We start from the raw sequence: 15,348 nt of genomic DNA, 5'->3' as shown, positions 1-15,348 counted from the left end.
TTCCGCCCTCCGGCGGAGGGGGCACCGACGCGCCCCGCACGTCGAGCGACGCGATCCTCGAAGGAGAGGTCCCTTCACGATGAGCACCGCAGGAGACCAGGAAGAGCCCACCGCCGACAGAAGCGGCCGCTCGGGGGCACTGTCCCGCAGAGGGATACTCAAGGGCGCGGCCGCCACCGCCGGGATGACCGCGACAGGACTGGGTGCCACGGACGCGGCGTACGCGGCGGACGCCCCGGCCGGCGTCACCGCCCGCATGGGCGGTACGTCCGTCACGATGGCGGTGGTGAACGGGGCGCTCCAGTGGTCCGCCTCCCGCCACGGCAGGACGGTGATCGACACCTCGGCCCTGGGGCTCAGGCTGGGCGACGGAACCGTCCTCGGCAGCGACGTGACGGTGACCCGCGACCAGCACCGGACGGTACGCGACGCCTGGTCCCCGGTGTACGGGCGCAACGCGACCGTCACCGACCTCTACCAGGAGCAGCGCTGGAACCTGCGGGACACCGCCACGGGCATCCGTTTCAGCGTCCAGATCCGCGCCTACCGGACCGGCGTCGCCCTCCGCTACGTCCTGCTCGGCCAGGGCACCGCGACCATCGCCGACGAACTGACGACGTTCGCCTTCCCCGACGGCACCACCGTCTACAGCGCCCGTGACGAGGACGCCTACGTCCCGGTCGCCCCCGGCTCGATCCCGGTCACCGGAACGTCGGGCACGGACCAGGGCCCGCTGACCGACCTGCCGCTGACGGCCGCCCTCGCCAACGGGTTCCTCGCCTGTGTCTGCGAGTCCTCACGGGTGAACTTCCCCCGCCTGATGCTCAGTTCGGTCGCCGGACAGCCCAACACCCTCGCGGCCTTCCTGATGGAGCACACCGCCCGCGGCACCGGGCCGGTGGAGACCACGTCCACCGTCACCACCCCGTTCGCGACGCCGTGGCGCGCGGTGGTCATCGGGTCCACGCACGCCGAACTGGTCGACAACGCCGAGCTGGTGCTCAACCTCGCCCCGGCGAACGTCCTGCCCGACACCTCGTGGATCAAGCCGGGAAAGGTCTTCCGCTGCGAGCTGTCCACCGCCGCCGGCCTCGCGGGCGTCGACTTCGCCGTGGCCCGCGGCATCGAGTACATCGAGTACGACGCCGGCTGGTACGGCCCCGAGTTCACCACCGTCGACGCGACGACCCCGATCGCCGCGATCGACCTGCCGTCCGTCATCGCGTACGCCGCCGGCCAGGGCGTCGGCGTCTTCCTGTACGTCAACCGGCTCGCCCTGACCGACGCGGACTCACTCTTCGGCCTCTACAAGAGCTGGGGCGTCGCGGGCATCAAGCTCGGGTTCATCAACGACGGCACGCAGACGATGACCGACCAGATCATCGGCTGGGCCGCGACCGCCGCGAAGTACCGGCTGCTGATCGACATGCACGACGACGTCCGGCCGTTCGGCTACGAGCGCACGTACCCCAACTGGATCAGTCTGGAAGGCGTCCGGGGCAACGAGCAGTTCCCGACCGCCACCCACAACGTCACGCTGCCCTTCGCCCGCAACATCGGCGGCCCGCTGGACTACACCATCTGCTACGGCCAGTCCCGCAACAGGACGACCAACGCCCACCAGATGGCGATGGCCGCCGTGTACTACCAGCCGCTCAACTTCCTGTTCTGGTACGACAAGCCGTCCAAGTACGCCACCACCGCCAACTGGCCCGGACTGCCCTGGTTCAACGCCGTTCCCACCACCTGGGACGAGAGCAGGACACTGGCCGGGGCGATCGGCGAGTACGTGGCGGTCGCCCGCCGCAACGGCTCGACCTGGTACCTGGGGGCGATGACCGACGAGACGGCCCGCACGCTGTCCGTCCCGCTGTCGTTCCTGGACGACGGGACGTACACGGCGACCGTCTACGCCGACGGCCCACCGGGCAGCAGCCCGTTCCGCACCCCGGTCGTGGTCAGCACCCGGACCGTCACTGCGCAGACGACGCTGGACGTGGCGATGGCCGGTGCGGGCGGCCAGGCCGTCATCCTGACGCCGAGCTGACATATGGCCGGGGGCCCGCTCACCGCACACGGAGCGGGCCCGCCGGCCCGAGCGCGCCTCAGCGCCGTGTGCACGTGTCTCGCCGTGTGTACGTGTCGCCGCGTGTACGTGTGTACGCGTCAGGGTGCCCCCGGCGGTTCGTCCGCCGCCGTGCAGCGCGAGCCGGACACCTGCGAACGGGTGCGGGCGCGTGGCCGGGACGGCGTCCCCGACCCCGAACTGAAAGCCGCCCACGTGCAGTTCGGCCGCTGTCCGACGCTCTCCGGACCGCGGGGCAGCCTGCCGGTGGGACTCCAGGGCCCGCGGCCGGACGGCAACAAGCCGGACTGGACGGCGGATCACCGTTAAGGGCTGGTGCGAGCGCGACGCCGTCTCCGAGGCCGTACGCCAGGGCGTCAACGACTGGATCAGGAACAGCGGCGCGTTCGACGCGGCGACGGTCGCCGGCCTGCCTCCTGCTGGAGCGGGCGCGAGAAGATGGTCCGTACCAAACTCTTGACAGTCTTTTCCTTCACTTCTTAAATCACGTAGTGAACTAAAGGCCGCTCAGGCCGAGTCATCGCCTCCCCCTGGAATCGGCGCGGTGACCTCATGGTTCCGCAGGCGACCCACGCCCGCATGTCTGTCATATGCATGTCATGACGACACGCGGACATCCCCCCACACGCATACGGAAGGGAGAGACATGGACTCCCCGAACTTCCCCCGGCGCCTTCTGCTGTCCCTCGTCTCGGTCCTCGCTCTCGCGTCGCTGTCCACCGGACTGGCGCAGGGCGCGCCAGCGCCCGGTACCGAGAGCGCCGCGCGGTCGGCGGACGCGGCCGCAGCGGCCGCCGTCACGTTCTCCGACGAGTTCGACGGGCCCGCGGGCTCCGCCGTCGACGGCGCCAAGTGGCAGATCGAGACCGGCGACAACGTCAACAACCACGAACGGCAGTACTACACCGCGGGCAACCGCAACGCCGCCCTCGACGGCCAGGGCCATCTGGTCATCACCGCCCGCCGCGAGAACCCGGCCGACTACCAGTGCTGGTACGGCAGGTGCGAGTACACCTCCGCCCGGCTGAACACGGCCGGCAAGTTCACCACGACGTACGGCCGGGTCGAGGCCCGGATGAAGATCCCGCGCGGACAGGGCATGTGGCCCGCGTTCTGGATGCTGGGCAACGACCTCGGCCAGGTCGGCTGGCCGAACTCGGGCGAGATCGACGTCATGGAGAACGTCGGCTTCGAACCCTCGACCGTCCACGGCACCCTGCACGGTCCCGGCTACTCCGGATCCGGCGGCATCGGCGCCGGGTACACCCTGCCCGGCGGACAGGCGTTCGCCGACGCCTTCCACACCTTCGCCGTCGACTGGGGTCCGGACGTGATCACCTGGTCCGTCGACGGCACCGTCTACCAGCGGCGCACCCCCGCCGACCTCGGCGGACGGCAGTGGGTGTTCAACAAGCCCTTCTTCCTGATCCTCAACCTCGCGGTCGGCGGCTACTGGCCCGGAGACCCCGACGGCAGCACGGTCTTCCCCCAGCAGCTCCTGGTGGACTACGTGCGGGTCAGCACCGACAGCGGTCAGCCGGGCGGCGGCGGTCCCATCAAGGGCCTCGGCGGCAAGTGCGTCGACGTGGCCGGCGCGAACCCCGCCAACGGGACCCCCGTCCAGCTGTACGACTGCAACGGTTCCGCCGCCCAGCACTGGACCGTCGGTTCGGACGGCACGCTGCGCGCACTCGGCAAGTGCCTGGACGTCACCTCGGGCGGCACGGCCGACGGGACCCCCGTCCAGCTCTACGACTGCAACGGCTCCGGCGCCCAGCAGTGGGCCGTTCCCGCCGCCCAGGACATCGTCAACCCCCAGGCGAACAAGTGCCTGGACGCCACGGGCGGCAGCTCCGCCAACGGCACCCGGCTGCAGCTCTGGACCTGCACCGGTGCCGCCCAGCAGAAGTGGACGGTCACCCGATGACCACGCGCCCGACGGTCCCCCGGCGATCCGGGGGCCTCGGTGGCCGCCCCGGCCCGATGGTCCTGCGCATGCCGGGGGTTCCGCCGGACGAAGCCCGCGACATCGCCCGTCACCCCCTGCCCGATCCGGCCTGACCGGGGGACCGGTCCGGCTCGGTTGCCCGGGAGGGGGCGGGAGCGGCGGGAGCGGCGGGGACCGGAATCCAGTGGATGCCGGTGTGGCTCTCCTGCGTGGCCTGCGCTCCGTCCGCAGCCGGACCTTCCGACCGGCGCTTTCCTGTGCCGGAGCGGCCGGGCAGGACCGCCAGGACGATCAGGGCACCGTCGGCCATGACGATCCCGCCGGCCGTGCCGGTCTGGGCGACACCATGGGCGACACCATGGGCGACGCCATGGGGGACACCACGGGCGAACGCCTGATGGACGGCGCCCATCAGAATCTGGGCCTGCTGCGGTCCGGCGGCCGGGTCCTTCGCGACCTGCTCGGCGACGGCCGGGCCGCCGGGGGCGAGGATGTCGCCGCTGATGCGGCCCCGGTGTCCGGTCGCTCGGCCTCGATGGGGCCGGCCCCCGGTCAGTCCTGCGCGTCCGACCTCGACGTCGCGGATATGGCCGCCGACTTCAGGGCGTGGTCGAGGAAGCGCTGGGCGATCGGCGGGACGCTGCGCGAGTCGAGCCAGGCGATGCCGATGTCCCGGGCACCGCGTACGTCGGTGATCTCCAGGTAGCGGATCGGGGAGTCCGGGGTCGCCGTGACGTCCGGGGACGAGGGGATCAGGGACACCCCCAGACCCGCGGCGACCAGGCCGCGCAGGGTTTCTACCTCCTCGCCCTCGAAGCCGACGAGCGGGGTGAAACCGGCGTCACGGCACAGCCCCTCGGCGATGTCACGCAGTCCGTATCCGGACTTGAGGAGGATGAACCGTTCCTCGGCCACCTCGGTCAGGCGGACCCGGCGGTGCCGGGCCAGCCGGTGACCGGCGGGGACGGCCAGCCGGAGCGGCTCCACCAGGAGGCGCCGCCAGGTGATCAGGGGGTGGGCGGGGTCGCTGCTGGTGATGATCAGGTCCGCGGTGGCGTCGAGGAGGTGCCGGGTCAGCCCGGTCTCGCCGTCCTGGTGGAGTTCGAACTGGGCCTGCGGGAACGCCTGCCGGAAGTCCGTGACGAGCCTGGGTACCAGCCAGGTGCCCAGGGTGTGCAGAAAGGCCAGCGACACCACCCCCGCGTCGGGGTCGACCATCTCGGCGACGGCCCGTCGGCCCCGGTCGTAGCTGTCCAGCACCGCGTCGACGTGCTCTTTGAACACCCGGCCGGCGGGGGTGAGGCGCAGGACACGACCGACGCGCTGGAACAGCGCGGCGCCGATCTCGTCCTCGAGCCGGTTCAGGGCCCGCGACAGGGCGGGCTGGGTGATACGGGCGTCCGCCGCGGCGTCGGTCACCGTCGCTCCCTCTGCCACGGCCTGGAAGGAGCGCAGTACCTGGAGATCCATGCCGGTCATTCTCTCTCCTCATGGATCGGAGGGAGTCCAGGCGGCAGCGGCATGGATGACTGGTCGCCGCCAGGACCACGCGGGGTGGTCCGATCGGCCTCTGCCCCTGTCGACCGGACGGGACCGCTCACCGCTCCGCGTCCCCGCACCCGCCTGCCCCGTCCGGCACGGCCTGCGGGTCCATGCCCGCGTCCGTCACTGCTCGCCGACGGTCCATGCCCGCCGCGTCCGTCACTGCTCGGCGGCGGTCCATGCCCGCTGCCACGGTCGGCATCGCTCAGCGGCGGTCCACGCCCGTCGTGTCCGCCACCGCCTGCCCGGTCACCTCGTCGCAGAGCCGCTCGGCCGCTGTGATCGCGTCCTCCCAGTCGGGCAGCGACCGTCCGGGGCGAGCGGGTTCGCCGCGGGCGTGGGCGACGGCTCGGCGCGCGTCGGCCAGCTGGTGGTACGCGGCACGGCGCAGCGACTGCCGCTGGACCGGGCCCGCCTCCGGGGCGAGGTCGCGGTAGCGGCGGGCGGCGGCGACGGCGGCCTCGGTCTGCGCCTCGGCCCGGTGCGCGGCGGAGTCGGGCCACACCGCGAAGTGCGCGACAAGCACCAGCGCGGAGGCCAGAGCGGTGTCCACGATGCGCGTGCCGTACAGCGGCCGGTCGTCGCCGAGCAGGTCGAGGAGCACGAAGACGACCGCGGTCAGTCCCAGGGTGGCGAGCGCGTAGTGATGACGTACGCCGACGGCCATCAGCGCGCCGAAGAGGGCCACGACGCCGATCACCGTGTAGGCACCGGGCGCCAGCAGGAACACCGCCCCGATGGCGGCCACGCCGACGACCGTGCCGGCGCAGCGATGGAGTGCCCGGGTGAACAGCGGACCGAAGTCGGGCTTGTAGACGAAGGCCACCGTCATCGGGAGCCAGTAGCCGCGCGGGCCGTGCAGCGCCTCGGCGAGCAGGTGGGCGACGAGGACGCAGCCTGCCAGCAGCGTGGCGTAGCGCAGGCGCGCCGCCCGCCCGGGCCACCAGTGCGCCGGCAGGTGCAGCGTCGGGTCGGCGGGGCCGGCCGGTTCGCCGTCGACGGCCGCGTACAGGTCGGCCAGCGCGCGCCTGCCCGGCGAGTCGGCGCCCGGTGCTGGCACCACCTGTTCCGCCGCCACAGCCGGGACGGGAGCGGAGGTCCGTCCCGGCAGCAGGCGCTCAGCCAGGTGCAGCGGCAGGCCGGTCACGGCGGGCGGAAGCGGACGGGCCTCCCACATCAGCGCCGTCACGGCCTCGCCCAGCCGCACGGCGCAGTGGAACGCCCGGACAAGTTCCCGCACCTCCGCCTGCTGTCGCTGTCCCGCCCGCGGGGCGAGATGGGCGGCCATCACCTCGTGGGCGTGGTTGAGCGCCAGCGTCATCCGTCGGCGCGCCGCCTCGGCGTCGCCGGTGCCGGCCGCGGCCAGCGCCTCGCCCGCCGTCCGGTACACGGCGAGCACGGCGGCCCGCTCGGCGTGGTGCCGGCGCCACAGCCAGGGAGCCGCGGACAGCAGGAGCACCAGGGCGACACCGGAGAGCAGGGCCAGCGGAGGCTGCCACCACAGCCCCGGCACGGGGATGCCGGCGCCGACCGTGACGCCGAGCAGCAGGTGCATGCCCGACACGGACGCGATCCGGCCCCGTAGCCCGACGGTGCCCGCCACGAGTGCGGCGGCCACCAGGCATCCCGCTACGATCACCGACTCCCCGCTGCGCAGGGCGAGTTCACCGGCGAGCAGGCCGAGCGCGCTGGACACGCCGGTCCAGGCCAACCGCCGCACCCGCACCCGGTAGGGGTCGGAGCCGTCCTGGCTCACGCCCCACAGGGCGCCGATCGCCGCGATCACGGACGGCACCACCCACCCCGTGGCCACCCCGACCAGCAGCGGCAGTGCGAGGGCTACGGCGCCCCGGGCCGCCGCCGCGAGGGGCAGGCGCCCGAGCGCGCCGCGGGCCGTGGAACGCGGCCGCCGCAGCCACCGCGGGCGGAGCGCCCGGAGTGCCCGGAGCGTCCGGGTCGGGCGTCGCGGTCGCGTGTTCGCTGCCGGTGTCATGCGGCCGTGTCCTTTCTCTTGCGGGGGCTGACTCCCGCCTCGTGGATGCTCGTCGGCGGGCCGGAGGGCGGCCGGCGTCAGCCGACCAGCTCGATCATCAGCGGGAGGGTGACGAAGGAGAGGAGCAGGCTCAGTACGACCGCGGAGCCGATGGTCCGGACGTCGGCCTTCGAGCCGTGGCGGGCGGCGAACATCAGGGGGACGGGGGAGACGGGGAACGCGACGATCAGCGCCGCCTGGGCGGCCTCGGCAGCGGAGGCCACGGCCAGACCCACACCGTAGACGAGCAGCGGCAGGACGACGACGCTGGTGAGGGTGATCCCCCACACTGGTGAGGGTGATCCCCCACACCGCGGGGGACAGCGTCGGCCGGCCGATGCGGGACACCGAGACGCCGACGTACAGCAGCGCGGCGGCCGACGAGGCACCGGCGAGCAGGGTCAGCGAGGCGTCGGCGACCTCCGGCACACCGGCTCCGCTGACCGACAGGATCAGGCCCAGGACCGGGCCCCAGCAGAAGGGCTCGCGCAGCGCGTGCCCGACCGTGCGCAGCACGGAGGGACGGTGCTCGGGCGACGCCGTTCCGGCCGTGACCGGCGCGGTGGTCTGCACGGGCGCGCCGCCGCCCGCGGGCACCAGCGCCGGCCGGCGGACCCCGGAGGTGGAGACCGCCGAGGGGACCGCCGTGGTGGCGGCCGTCCCGGCGGCCCTGCGGGACGCTGGATGTTCCGGCAGGCCGAGCAGGATCAGGACGACCGGATCGAGTACGACGTTGACGAGGATGCCCGCTACGGCGATCGGCACGGCGGCCTGCGCACTGCCGAACAGGCCCCCGAGGACGGACGTACCCATGAAGGCGTACTGCGGCTGGACGCACGCCAGGGCGAACAGGGCCGCCCGCCGGAGCGGACGCCGGGCGGCGAAGCGCAGGAGGAGCAGCAGGACGGCGTACACCCCGGTCAGCCCGAACGCGAGCAGACCCACCAAGGGCAGCTGCCCGACCAGCACCTGCCGCGGTGTCTGCCAGATGCTCAGCAACAGGGCCGCCGGAAGCGCGAGTTGCATGGTCAGCTCGCGCAGCGCCTGTGCTCCGCCGGCGTCGAAGAGCGCGCGGCGGCCGGTGCCGTAGCCGACCGCGATGATGAGGAAGACCGGCACCACGACGGTGAAGATCTCGGCGAAGGACATGGCTGCGTCAATCCTTGGAAGGGGTGGGGGCTTGACCGCGCGAGCCGGTGACAACACGTCAGAGAGGCGGTTGCTCACGGCCGTTGCATCCTGCGGGGCGGGCTGATCCGCGGGCAGGCGGGGCGTCCGTCAGACGGCCTCGATCGGCGGGTACTCCGGCCGCCACATGGCCGCGTCGACACGCTGCCCGATCGTGTCGTCGTCGACGGCCTCCCGGGCGACACCGTCCTCGGCGGCCGCGCGGGCCACGGCCACGGCCACGGCGGTGGAGGTGTCCCGCAGCCGGTCGATCAGCGGCAAGACCGGCGCGCCCGGCGCTGTGGCGTCGGTCCGGTCCGCGACGGCGCGGGCCGCGGCGACGAGCATGCCGTCGGTGACGCGCTCGGCCCGGGCGACGACGGCACCCAGTCCCAGGCCGGGGAAGACCAGCGCGTTGTTGGCCTGCCCGATGTGGTGGGTGACGCCGTCGAGCTCCACCGGGTCGAAGGGGCTGCCGGTGGCGATCAGGGCCCGGCCTCCGGTCCAGCGCAGCAGGTCGGCGGGGACGGCCTCGGCCAGCCGGGTGGGGTTGGACAGGGGCAGGACGATCGGGCGGTCGGTGTGCGCCGCCATGGCGCGGACGATGTCCTCGGTGAAGGCCCCGCCCTGCCCGGAGGCGCCGATCAGGACGGTCGGACGCACCCGGTCGACGACCTCGGCCAGCGGGATGCCGCCGACGGTGTCGTCGCGCCGCCAGTCGGCCGTCTCGGCGTCGCGGCGGACGTAGCGCGTCTGGAAGTCGCGCAGATCCTGCTGGTCCTCGGTGAGCAGGCCGTGGCGGTCGACGGCCCAGATGCGGTCGGTGGCCTCCCGCGGCGTCAGCCCGTCGGCGATCAGCGCGTCGCGGAGCTGGTCGGCGATCCCGATGCCGGCCGTACCCGCGCCGAACAGCACGACGCGGTGTTCGCGCAGTGGGACGCCGCCGGCGCGCACGCCGGAGAGCACGGCGGCCAGGTTGACCGCGCCGGTGCCCTGGATGTCGTCGTTGAAGGTGAAGACCTTCTCCTGGTACCGGTCCAGGATGCGGCGGGCGTTGGCCGGGCCGAAGTCCTCCCAGTGCAGCAGGGCGTCGGGGAACAGCCCGGTGGCCGTGGTGACGTACGCGTCGATGAAGGCGTCGTAGCTGTCACGGTCCACGCGCGGGTGCCGGTTGCCCAGGTAGAGGGGGTCGTCCAGCAGTTCCTGCCGGTTGGTGCCCACGTCCAGCATCACCGCCAGGGTGCGGGCCGGATCCACACCCGCGGCGGCGGTGTAGACGGCGAGCTTGCCCACGGCGATGTCGATGCCGCCCACGCCCCAGTCGCCGATGCCGAGGATCGCCTCGCCGTCGGTGGCCACGATCAGGTCGACGTCGCCGGCGTCCAGCCCGGACGCGCGCAGCGAGCGCTCGATGTCCTCCGGCGCGTCCACCGACAGGTACACGCCACGGGGACGGCGGTACTCGTAGCTGTAGCGCTCGATCGCCGTGCCGACGGTCGGTGTGTAGACGATCGGCAGCATCTCGGCGAGGTGGTCGGCGAGCAGCCGGTGGAACAGCACCTCGTTGCGGTCGCGCAGCGCCGTCAGACAGACGTTCTTGGCCAGGTCGTCGGGTTGCGAACGGAACTGCGCGTACGCGCGCGTGGCCTGCTGGTCCTGCGACAACACCCGCGGCGGCACCAGGCCCTCCAGTCCCAGTTCCCGCCGCTCCTGCCGGGTGAAGGCGGTGCCCCGGTTCAGGCGCGGGTTGTTCAGTACGGCATGCCCGCGGGCGGTCGTCCGGATCAGGCCCTCGACGGTGGTGCGCCGCGTGCTCATGACTACTCCTCAACGGTCGGCGACGGGACACCGACCAGCCTGGGAGACGCGGATCCATGCGTCCAATGCCTGAGATTCACATGATCCATGATGTCAGGTAATTAGACGTCCTGAGCTGCGGCTTTGTCGCCGAGGCGAAGCCGTCGGCCGGCGGCGACTGTGACGGACGCCGCCTTCGCGGCCGGGGTGCGGCCGGCTCCGGCCGCGGATCTGACGTGTCGTCGGCGTTTCCCGCGCGCCGGGTCTGGCGTAGCGTGGCCGCGTGCCAGAGTCGCCGCTGCCGCCCCCCGTGCCCCGGATTCCTCCGCAGCCCGCCGAGGAATGGGCTGAGTCCGTACGGGAGACGTTGTCCGCCGACATCGGCTCGCTCGGACTCGGCGTCTCCTCGCTCGGTGAGGCGCACGTCTTCACCACGCTCGCCCGTCATCCGGAGCTGTTCGCCGCATGGCTTCCGTTCAGCAGCCACCTGCTGCTCGCGGGTGAACTTCCCTTCGAGGACCGCGAGTTGGTGATCTTGCGGGTGGCGCGCAACTGTGCTTCGCCCTACGAGTGGGGCCAGCACGTGAGGATCGCCGCGAAGGCGGGGCTGTCGCCGGACGACATGGACCGGGTGGCGGCGGGTCCCGACGCGCCGGGCTGGACGCAACGGCAGTCGCTGCTGCTGCGGGCGGCGGACGAGTTGCGCGCCGCGGCACGGATCAGCCAGCCCACGTGGGACGGACTGACCGAGCATCTGACGGAACGCCAGCTGATCGAACTGCCCATCCTGGTGGGCCACTACCACCTGCTGGCCTTCGCCCTGAACTCCCTGCAGGTACGGCCGGAGCCCGGGCTGCCCCCCATGCGCTGACGGGCATCCGTCAGGGTCCGGGCGGGCGCCCGGACCCTGATCCTGGTGAGCGCGAGCGTGAGCGGATGCGCGCGGGCGGCCCCGCACGCGCGCATCCGCCCTCGCGGTCACGACCCGACCACGGCAGGCGACCCCGGGCGATCGATGCCCTTGGGGGCGCTCGCCGACGTGTCAGCTGTCCGACGTGTCAGCTGTCCGACGTGTCAGCTGTCCGACGTGTCAGCTGTCCGACGTGTCAGCTCGCCGACGTGTCAGCCCGCGACCCGGTCGTGGAGATTGTGGATGGTGCCACCGGCCAGTGTGCCGTCCTGCTGCTCGTGCTGGGAGAGGGCGAGGCCCAGGCCGAAGAAGGTGGGCGCCCATTCGCCGACGAAGATTCCCCACCTGTCGGCACGGGCGAGCCCGGTGCCGGGCTCGGCTTTGAGGGAGCCCATCCACGCGGCGACGGAGAGGCCGATGGAGGCCACGGCGGCCAGGTAGGCGTGCTCGCTGCGGATGCCCTTGTCGTGCATCATCTTGATGATCACGGTGTGCTCCGTTCATGTGAGGGGTTACCTGAGCCGTGTTCCTCACATCACCGTCGCCTATGCGCCGTTTTTGGGGTAAATGTGCCGATATGTCGATCAAGTCGTCCGTGATGTAGGGTCCCGGCCGGACCGGCCGACGAGGGCGAACCGGGCGGGGTCTCCGGGCGGCGTCTCCGGGCCTGCGACAGGCTCCCGTCGTCGCGCGAGAGCGCGGGACGCGGCGCCTCGGGCATGGGCACGGCACCCAGGCGGCCGAATCGTTCCTGGCTCATCCCCGGGCGCCCGCTCACGCCGGGCGGCTCGTCCGGCCCGACGCTCCACCCCTTCAAGGTGCGGAGGCAGCCCGCGTACTCCTTGGGCAGCGGACTACCTCGACCCGAAAATCCTCGTAAATGCCGCGAAACGTACGGGCTGGGGCCGTTTTTCCGGGGCCGCGGGGGATACCCGCCTGTCATGGCACGGATAGGTAAACCGCAGGGCGGTCACGACGGGCACGCGACGACCGGTTCGGACAGCGAGGTCGGTCGCGAGGCGACTGCCGGGCCCGACGAACAGGTCGAGCGGCAGGCGCCGGACGATCTCACAGAACTGCCCAAACGCTCCTGGTGGGCGGTGCTGAAAGGCACCGTCAAGGAATTCAAGGACGATGAGCTGGCCGACCGGGCCGCGGCGCTGACCTACTACGGGGTGCTCGCCCTGTTCCCGGCGCTGCTGGTCCTCGTCTCGCTGCTGGGGATCGCCGGCCAATCGGCGACGCAACAGGTTCTGGACAACGTCCAGAAACTCACTCCCGGGGCGGCCCGCGACGTCATCAGCAACGCCGTGAAGCAGTTGCAGGGCAACGCCGGTATCGGCTCCGTCCTGGCGATCGTGGGTCTGCTGGTGGCGGTGTGGTCGGCCTCCGGCTATGTCGCGGCCTTCATCCGCAGCGCGAACAAGGTGTACGACATGCCCGAGGGGCGTCCGGTGTGGAAGGTGCTGCCGGTCCGGGTGGGCGTCACGGTGGTGCTGCTGGTGCTGGCGGTGGTCAGCGCGCTGATCGTGGTGTTCACGGGAGGACTCGCCCGTGAGGCCGGTGCGGCGCTCGGGATCGGGGACACGGCGCTGACCGTGTGGTCGATCGCCAAGTGGCCGGTGCTGATCGTGCTGGTCACGATCATGATCGCGATCCTGTACTGGGCGACACCGAACGTGAAGGGCCGGGGCTTCAAGTGGGTCACCCCGGGCAGTGTCCTGGCGCTGTTGATCTGGCTGATCGCGTCGGCGGGGTTCGCGTTCTACGTGGCGAACTTCGGCTCGTACAACAAGACCTACGGGACCCTCGCCGGTGTGATCATTTTTCTGGTGTGGCTGTGGATCAGCAACATCGCGATCCTGCTGGGGCTGGAGTTCGACGCCGAGATGGCCCGCCAGCGTGCCGTCGCCGGTGGTCTGCCCGCGGACGAAGAGCCCTATGTCCCGCCCCGCGACACCCGTAAGTGGAGCGACGAGGACCGGCGCCGCCTTGAGTGAACGGCCCCCGATCCGAGCCGCGTTAGACGCCGCTCAGACAGGGAAGTCGCTGGTCATGAACGTGTGGACGGATCTTCGTGAGAGTGATCACCGGCTGACGCGGTGGGTGGCGTCGTGGCGGTCCGACTGCGCCCGCCGGGTGCTGCCGGCAGTGGAGGAGACGGCGCAGCACACCAAACTCTGGTGGGGCGCCGCCCTCGCGATGTCCACTGTGGGGTGGCGGGGGCGCAGGGCCGCGGTCGCCGGACTGACGAGCATGGCGGTGGCGGAAGTGGCGTCCAACTGCGTTCTGAAGCAGGTGTGGGACCGGCGTCGGCCGCCGAAGGACTGGATCTCGCACGAGGACGTCCACGAACGGCCCGACTCGTCCTCCTTCCCCTCCGGGCACACCGCCGCGGGCGTGGCGTTCAGTGCCGCGGTGGCGGCGGTGTGGCCGTGGGCGGGCGCGGTCTGCGCGGTGCCGGCCGCCATGGTGGCCGCCGAACGCGTGCACACCGGCGCCCACTACCCCTCCGACGTCGCCGTCGGCGCCGTCGTCGGCCTGTCCGCGGCCGCCCTCGTCCACCGGGCTCCCCGTCTGGTGGTGCGCCGGTTGCTGTGACAGCACACGCCCGCCGCCGAATGACTCAGGTCCGCCGGATGGGGATGCCCGCAACCGGGTACCCGGGACGACCGAGACGGACGTACTCCGCACACCCGCACATGCCGGCTCCTTCCCAGGGCACTACAACCAGCGACAGTTGAGAGAGGGGGTAATCCGTCATGACCACTCCGGATTCCCACCGCAGCCCGACCGGCTCGCAGGAGCCCGTCGGTGACCTGGTCCAGCGGGCTTCGCAGCAGCTGACGGAGCTGGTGCGAGCCGAAATGCGGCTGGGCCAGGCGGAAATGAAGGAAAAGGGCAAGCGGTACGGCAAGGGCGGCGGCCTGTTCGGCGGCGCGGGGCTGGTCGGCTTCCTGACGCTGCAGGCACTGGTCGCCACGGCGATCGCCGCGCTGGCGGTGCCGTTGCCGGTGTGGGCCGCGGCGCTGATCGTCACCGCCGTCCTCGGCGTGATCACCGCTGTGCTGGCCCTGACGGGCAAGAAGGAGGTCAGCCGAGCGGCGCCGCCCACCCCCGAGCAGACCATCAGCAGTGTCAAGGCCGATGTGGCCGAGATCAAGGAGAGTGCACAACGATGACCCAGCCGCCCAACGACGAGCCCACGGCCGCCAGCCCCGAGGAGCTGCGGAAGCAGGTCGAACAGACCCGGCACGCGCTGGGGGGGACGGTCGAGGAACTGGCCGCCAAGACGGACGTCAAGGCCCGCGCGCAGGAGAAGGCGAGCGCGGCCAAGGAGCAGGCGGGCGCCAAGGCAGCGGAGCTCACCGGGCAGGTCAAGGTGAAGGCCGCCGAAGCCGCGCACCTGGTGCAGGAGAAGCTGCCCGACCCGGTCAAGGAGAAGGCCGCCGTCGCCGCTCAGCAGGTGAAGGCCAAGGCCGATCAGGCCGGTCAGCTGTGGCAGGACAAGGCACCCCAGCCGGTCCGCGACAAGGCCCAGTACGGTGCCCAGGCGGCGCGGGACAACCGCACCGTGCTGATCGTGGCCGGCAGTGTGGCGGTGGCCGCGTGGCTGCTGCTGCGCCGCCGGGGCGGGAAGTAGCCGTACCGGCGTAGAGAGCCGTCCGCAAGACGGTCGGCTTGGCCCTCGGCCGCACACCGAACACGCCGAACAGCCGGGTCCGGACGCGAGCAGCTCCTGCCCACCCGCGACGATGGTCCCGGAGTGAGGTCTGACCAGGCCCAGCAAGCACATAGCGCGATTCAGCGTGCCGCGGTGCGAATGCTCCTCCGTGGAGCTGCATCCAGCTTCGCACCTCCCTCTC

General features: G+C 72.0%; 14 protein-coding genes and 1 pseudogene. 8 read left to right on the top strand and 7 right to left on the bottom strand.

The window, feature by feature from the left end; translation table 11 throughout:
- Nucleotides 1–79 precede the first annotated feature (79 nt).
- From ACWD0J_RS35210 to ACWD0J_RS35200, 3 genes are all read left to right on the top strand, one after another.
- On the top strand, nucleotides 80–2,047 hold the full coding sequence (locus tag ACWD0J_RS35210; RefSeq protein ID WP_451499926.1) for a glycoside hydrolase family 97 catalytic domain-containing protein: 1,968 nt from the start codon (nucleotides 80–82) through the stop codon (nucleotides 2,045–2,047).
- 102 nt (nucleotides 2,048–2,149) lie between these two features.
- Complete coding sequence (locus tag ACWD0J_RS35205; RefSeq protein WP_451499925.1) at nucleotides 2,150–2,395, top strand: hypothetical protein; 246 nt, start codon at nucleotides 2,150–2,152, stop codon at nucleotides 2,393–2,395.
- A 337-nt stretch (nucleotides 2,396–2,732) separates the two neighbouring features.
- Nucleotides 2,733–4,013 (top strand): RICIN domain-containing protein, encoded by a 1,281-nt coding sequence (locus ACWD0J_RS35200; RefSeq protein WP_451499924.1) that lies wholly within the window; start codon nucleotides 2,733–2,735, stop codon nucleotides 4,011–4,013.
- 109 nt (nucleotides 4,014–4,122) lie between these two features.
- On the opposite strand, the gene ACWD0J_RS35195 is transcribed toward ACWD0J_RS35200, so the two are convergent.
- From ACWD0J_RS35195 to ACWD0J_RS35170, 6 genes and pseudogenes are all read right to left on the bottom strand, one after another.
- Entirely contained in the window at nucleotides 4,123–4,446 is a 324-nt protein-coding gene (locus tag ACWD0J_RS35195) for a hypothetical protein (protein WP_451499923.1), read from the bottom strand.
- A gap of 140 nt (nucleotides 4,447–4,586) precedes the next feature.
- A complete protein-coding gene (locus ACWD0J_RS35190; protein WP_451499922.1) occupies nucleotides 4,587–5,513 on the bottom strand; it encodes a LysR family transcriptional regulator in 927 nt (308 codons plus the stop codon).
- Between the two features lie 268 nt (nucleotides 5,514–5,781).
- Complete coding sequence (locus ACWD0J_RS35185; protein ID WP_451499940.1) at nucleotides 5,782–7,569, bottom strand: FUSC family protein; 1,788 nt, start codon at nucleotides 7,567–7,569, stop codon at nucleotides 5,782–5,784.
- A gap of 77 nt (nucleotides 7,570–7,646) precedes the next feature.
- Nucleotides 7,647–7,898 carry a hypothetical protein gene (locus ACWD0J_RS35180; RefSeq protein ID WP_451499941.1) on the bottom strand — a complete coding sequence of 84 codons (252 nt, stop codon included), beginning with the start codon at nucleotides 7,896–7,898 and terminating at the stop codon, nucleotides 7,647–7,649.
- A 112-nt stretch (nucleotides 7,899–8,010) separates the two neighbouring features.
- A pseudogene (locus ACWD0J_RS35175) lies at nucleotides 8,011–8,757 on the bottom strand (AEC family transporter); the annotation flags it as partial.
- A gap of 129 nt (nucleotides 8,758–8,886) precedes the next feature.
- Complete coding sequence (locus tag ACWD0J_RS35170) at nucleotides 8,887–10,593, bottom strand: NAD-dependent malic enzyme (protein ID WP_451499921.1); 1,707 nt, start codon at nucleotides 10,591–10,593, stop codon at nucleotides 8,887–8,889.
- Between the two features lie 262 nt (nucleotides 10,594–10,855).
- Here ACWD0J_RS35170 and ACWD0J_RS35165 point away from each other — a divergent pair, with 262 nt between their 5' ends.
- Entirely contained in the window at nucleotides 10,856–11,443 is a 588-nt protein-coding gene (locus ACWD0J_RS35165; RefSeq protein ID WP_451499920.1) for a carboxymuconolactone decarboxylase family protein, read from the top strand.
- A gap of 251 nt (nucleotides 11,444–11,694) precedes the next feature.
- On the opposite strand, the gene ACWD0J_RS35160 is transcribed toward ACWD0J_RS35165, so the two are convergent.
- Nucleotides 11,695–11,970, bottom strand: a complete 276-nt coding sequence (locus ACWD0J_RS35160) for a hypothetical protein (protein ID WP_451499919.1) — start codon at nucleotides 11,968–11,970, stop codon at nucleotides 11,695–11,697.
- Between the two features lie 453 nt (nucleotides 11,971–12,423).
- Between ACWD0J_RS35160 and ACWD0J_RS35155 the strand changes: the two genes are divergently transcribed.
- From ACWD0J_RS35155 to ACWD0J_RS35140, 4 genes are all read left to right on the top strand, one after another.
- Nucleotides 12,424–13,482 (top strand): YihY/virulence factor BrkB family protein, encoded by a 1,059-nt coding sequence (locus ACWD0J_RS35155; RefSeq protein ID WP_451499918.1) that lies wholly within the window; start codon nucleotides 12,424–12,426, stop codon nucleotides 13,480–13,482.
- Between the two features lie 55 nt (nucleotides 13,483–13,537).
- On the top strand, nucleotides 13,538–14,083 hold the full coding sequence (locus tag ACWD0J_RS35150) for a phosphatase PAP2 family protein (RefSeq protein ID WP_451499917.1): 546 nt from the start codon (nucleotides 13,538–13,540) through the stop codon (nucleotides 14,081–14,083).
- Between the two features lie 161 nt (nucleotides 14,084–14,244).
- Nucleotides 14,245–14,664, top strand: a complete 420-nt coding sequence (locus ACWD0J_RS35145; RefSeq protein WP_451499916.1) for a phage holin family protein — start codon at nucleotides 14,245–14,247, stop codon at nucleotides 14,662–14,664.
- The gene (locus tag ACWD0J_RS35140; protein ID WP_451499915.1) at nucleotides 14,661–15,125 is read left to right on the top strand and encodes a DUF3618 domain-containing protein; all 465 of its coding nucleotides are present in this window, start codon (nucleotides 14,661–14,663) and stop codon (nucleotides 15,123–15,125) included. The genes ACWD0J_RS35145 and ACWD0J_RS35140 overlap by 4 nt, the downstream gene beginning before the upstream one ends.
- Nucleotides 15,126–15,348: the final 223 nt, after the last annotated feature.

The organism is Streptomyces sp. NPDC003011 (genome assembly GCF_053591515.1).
Note: the sequence above shows the minus strand (reverse complement) of the source record. Positions and strands in the feature narration are given on the sequence as shown.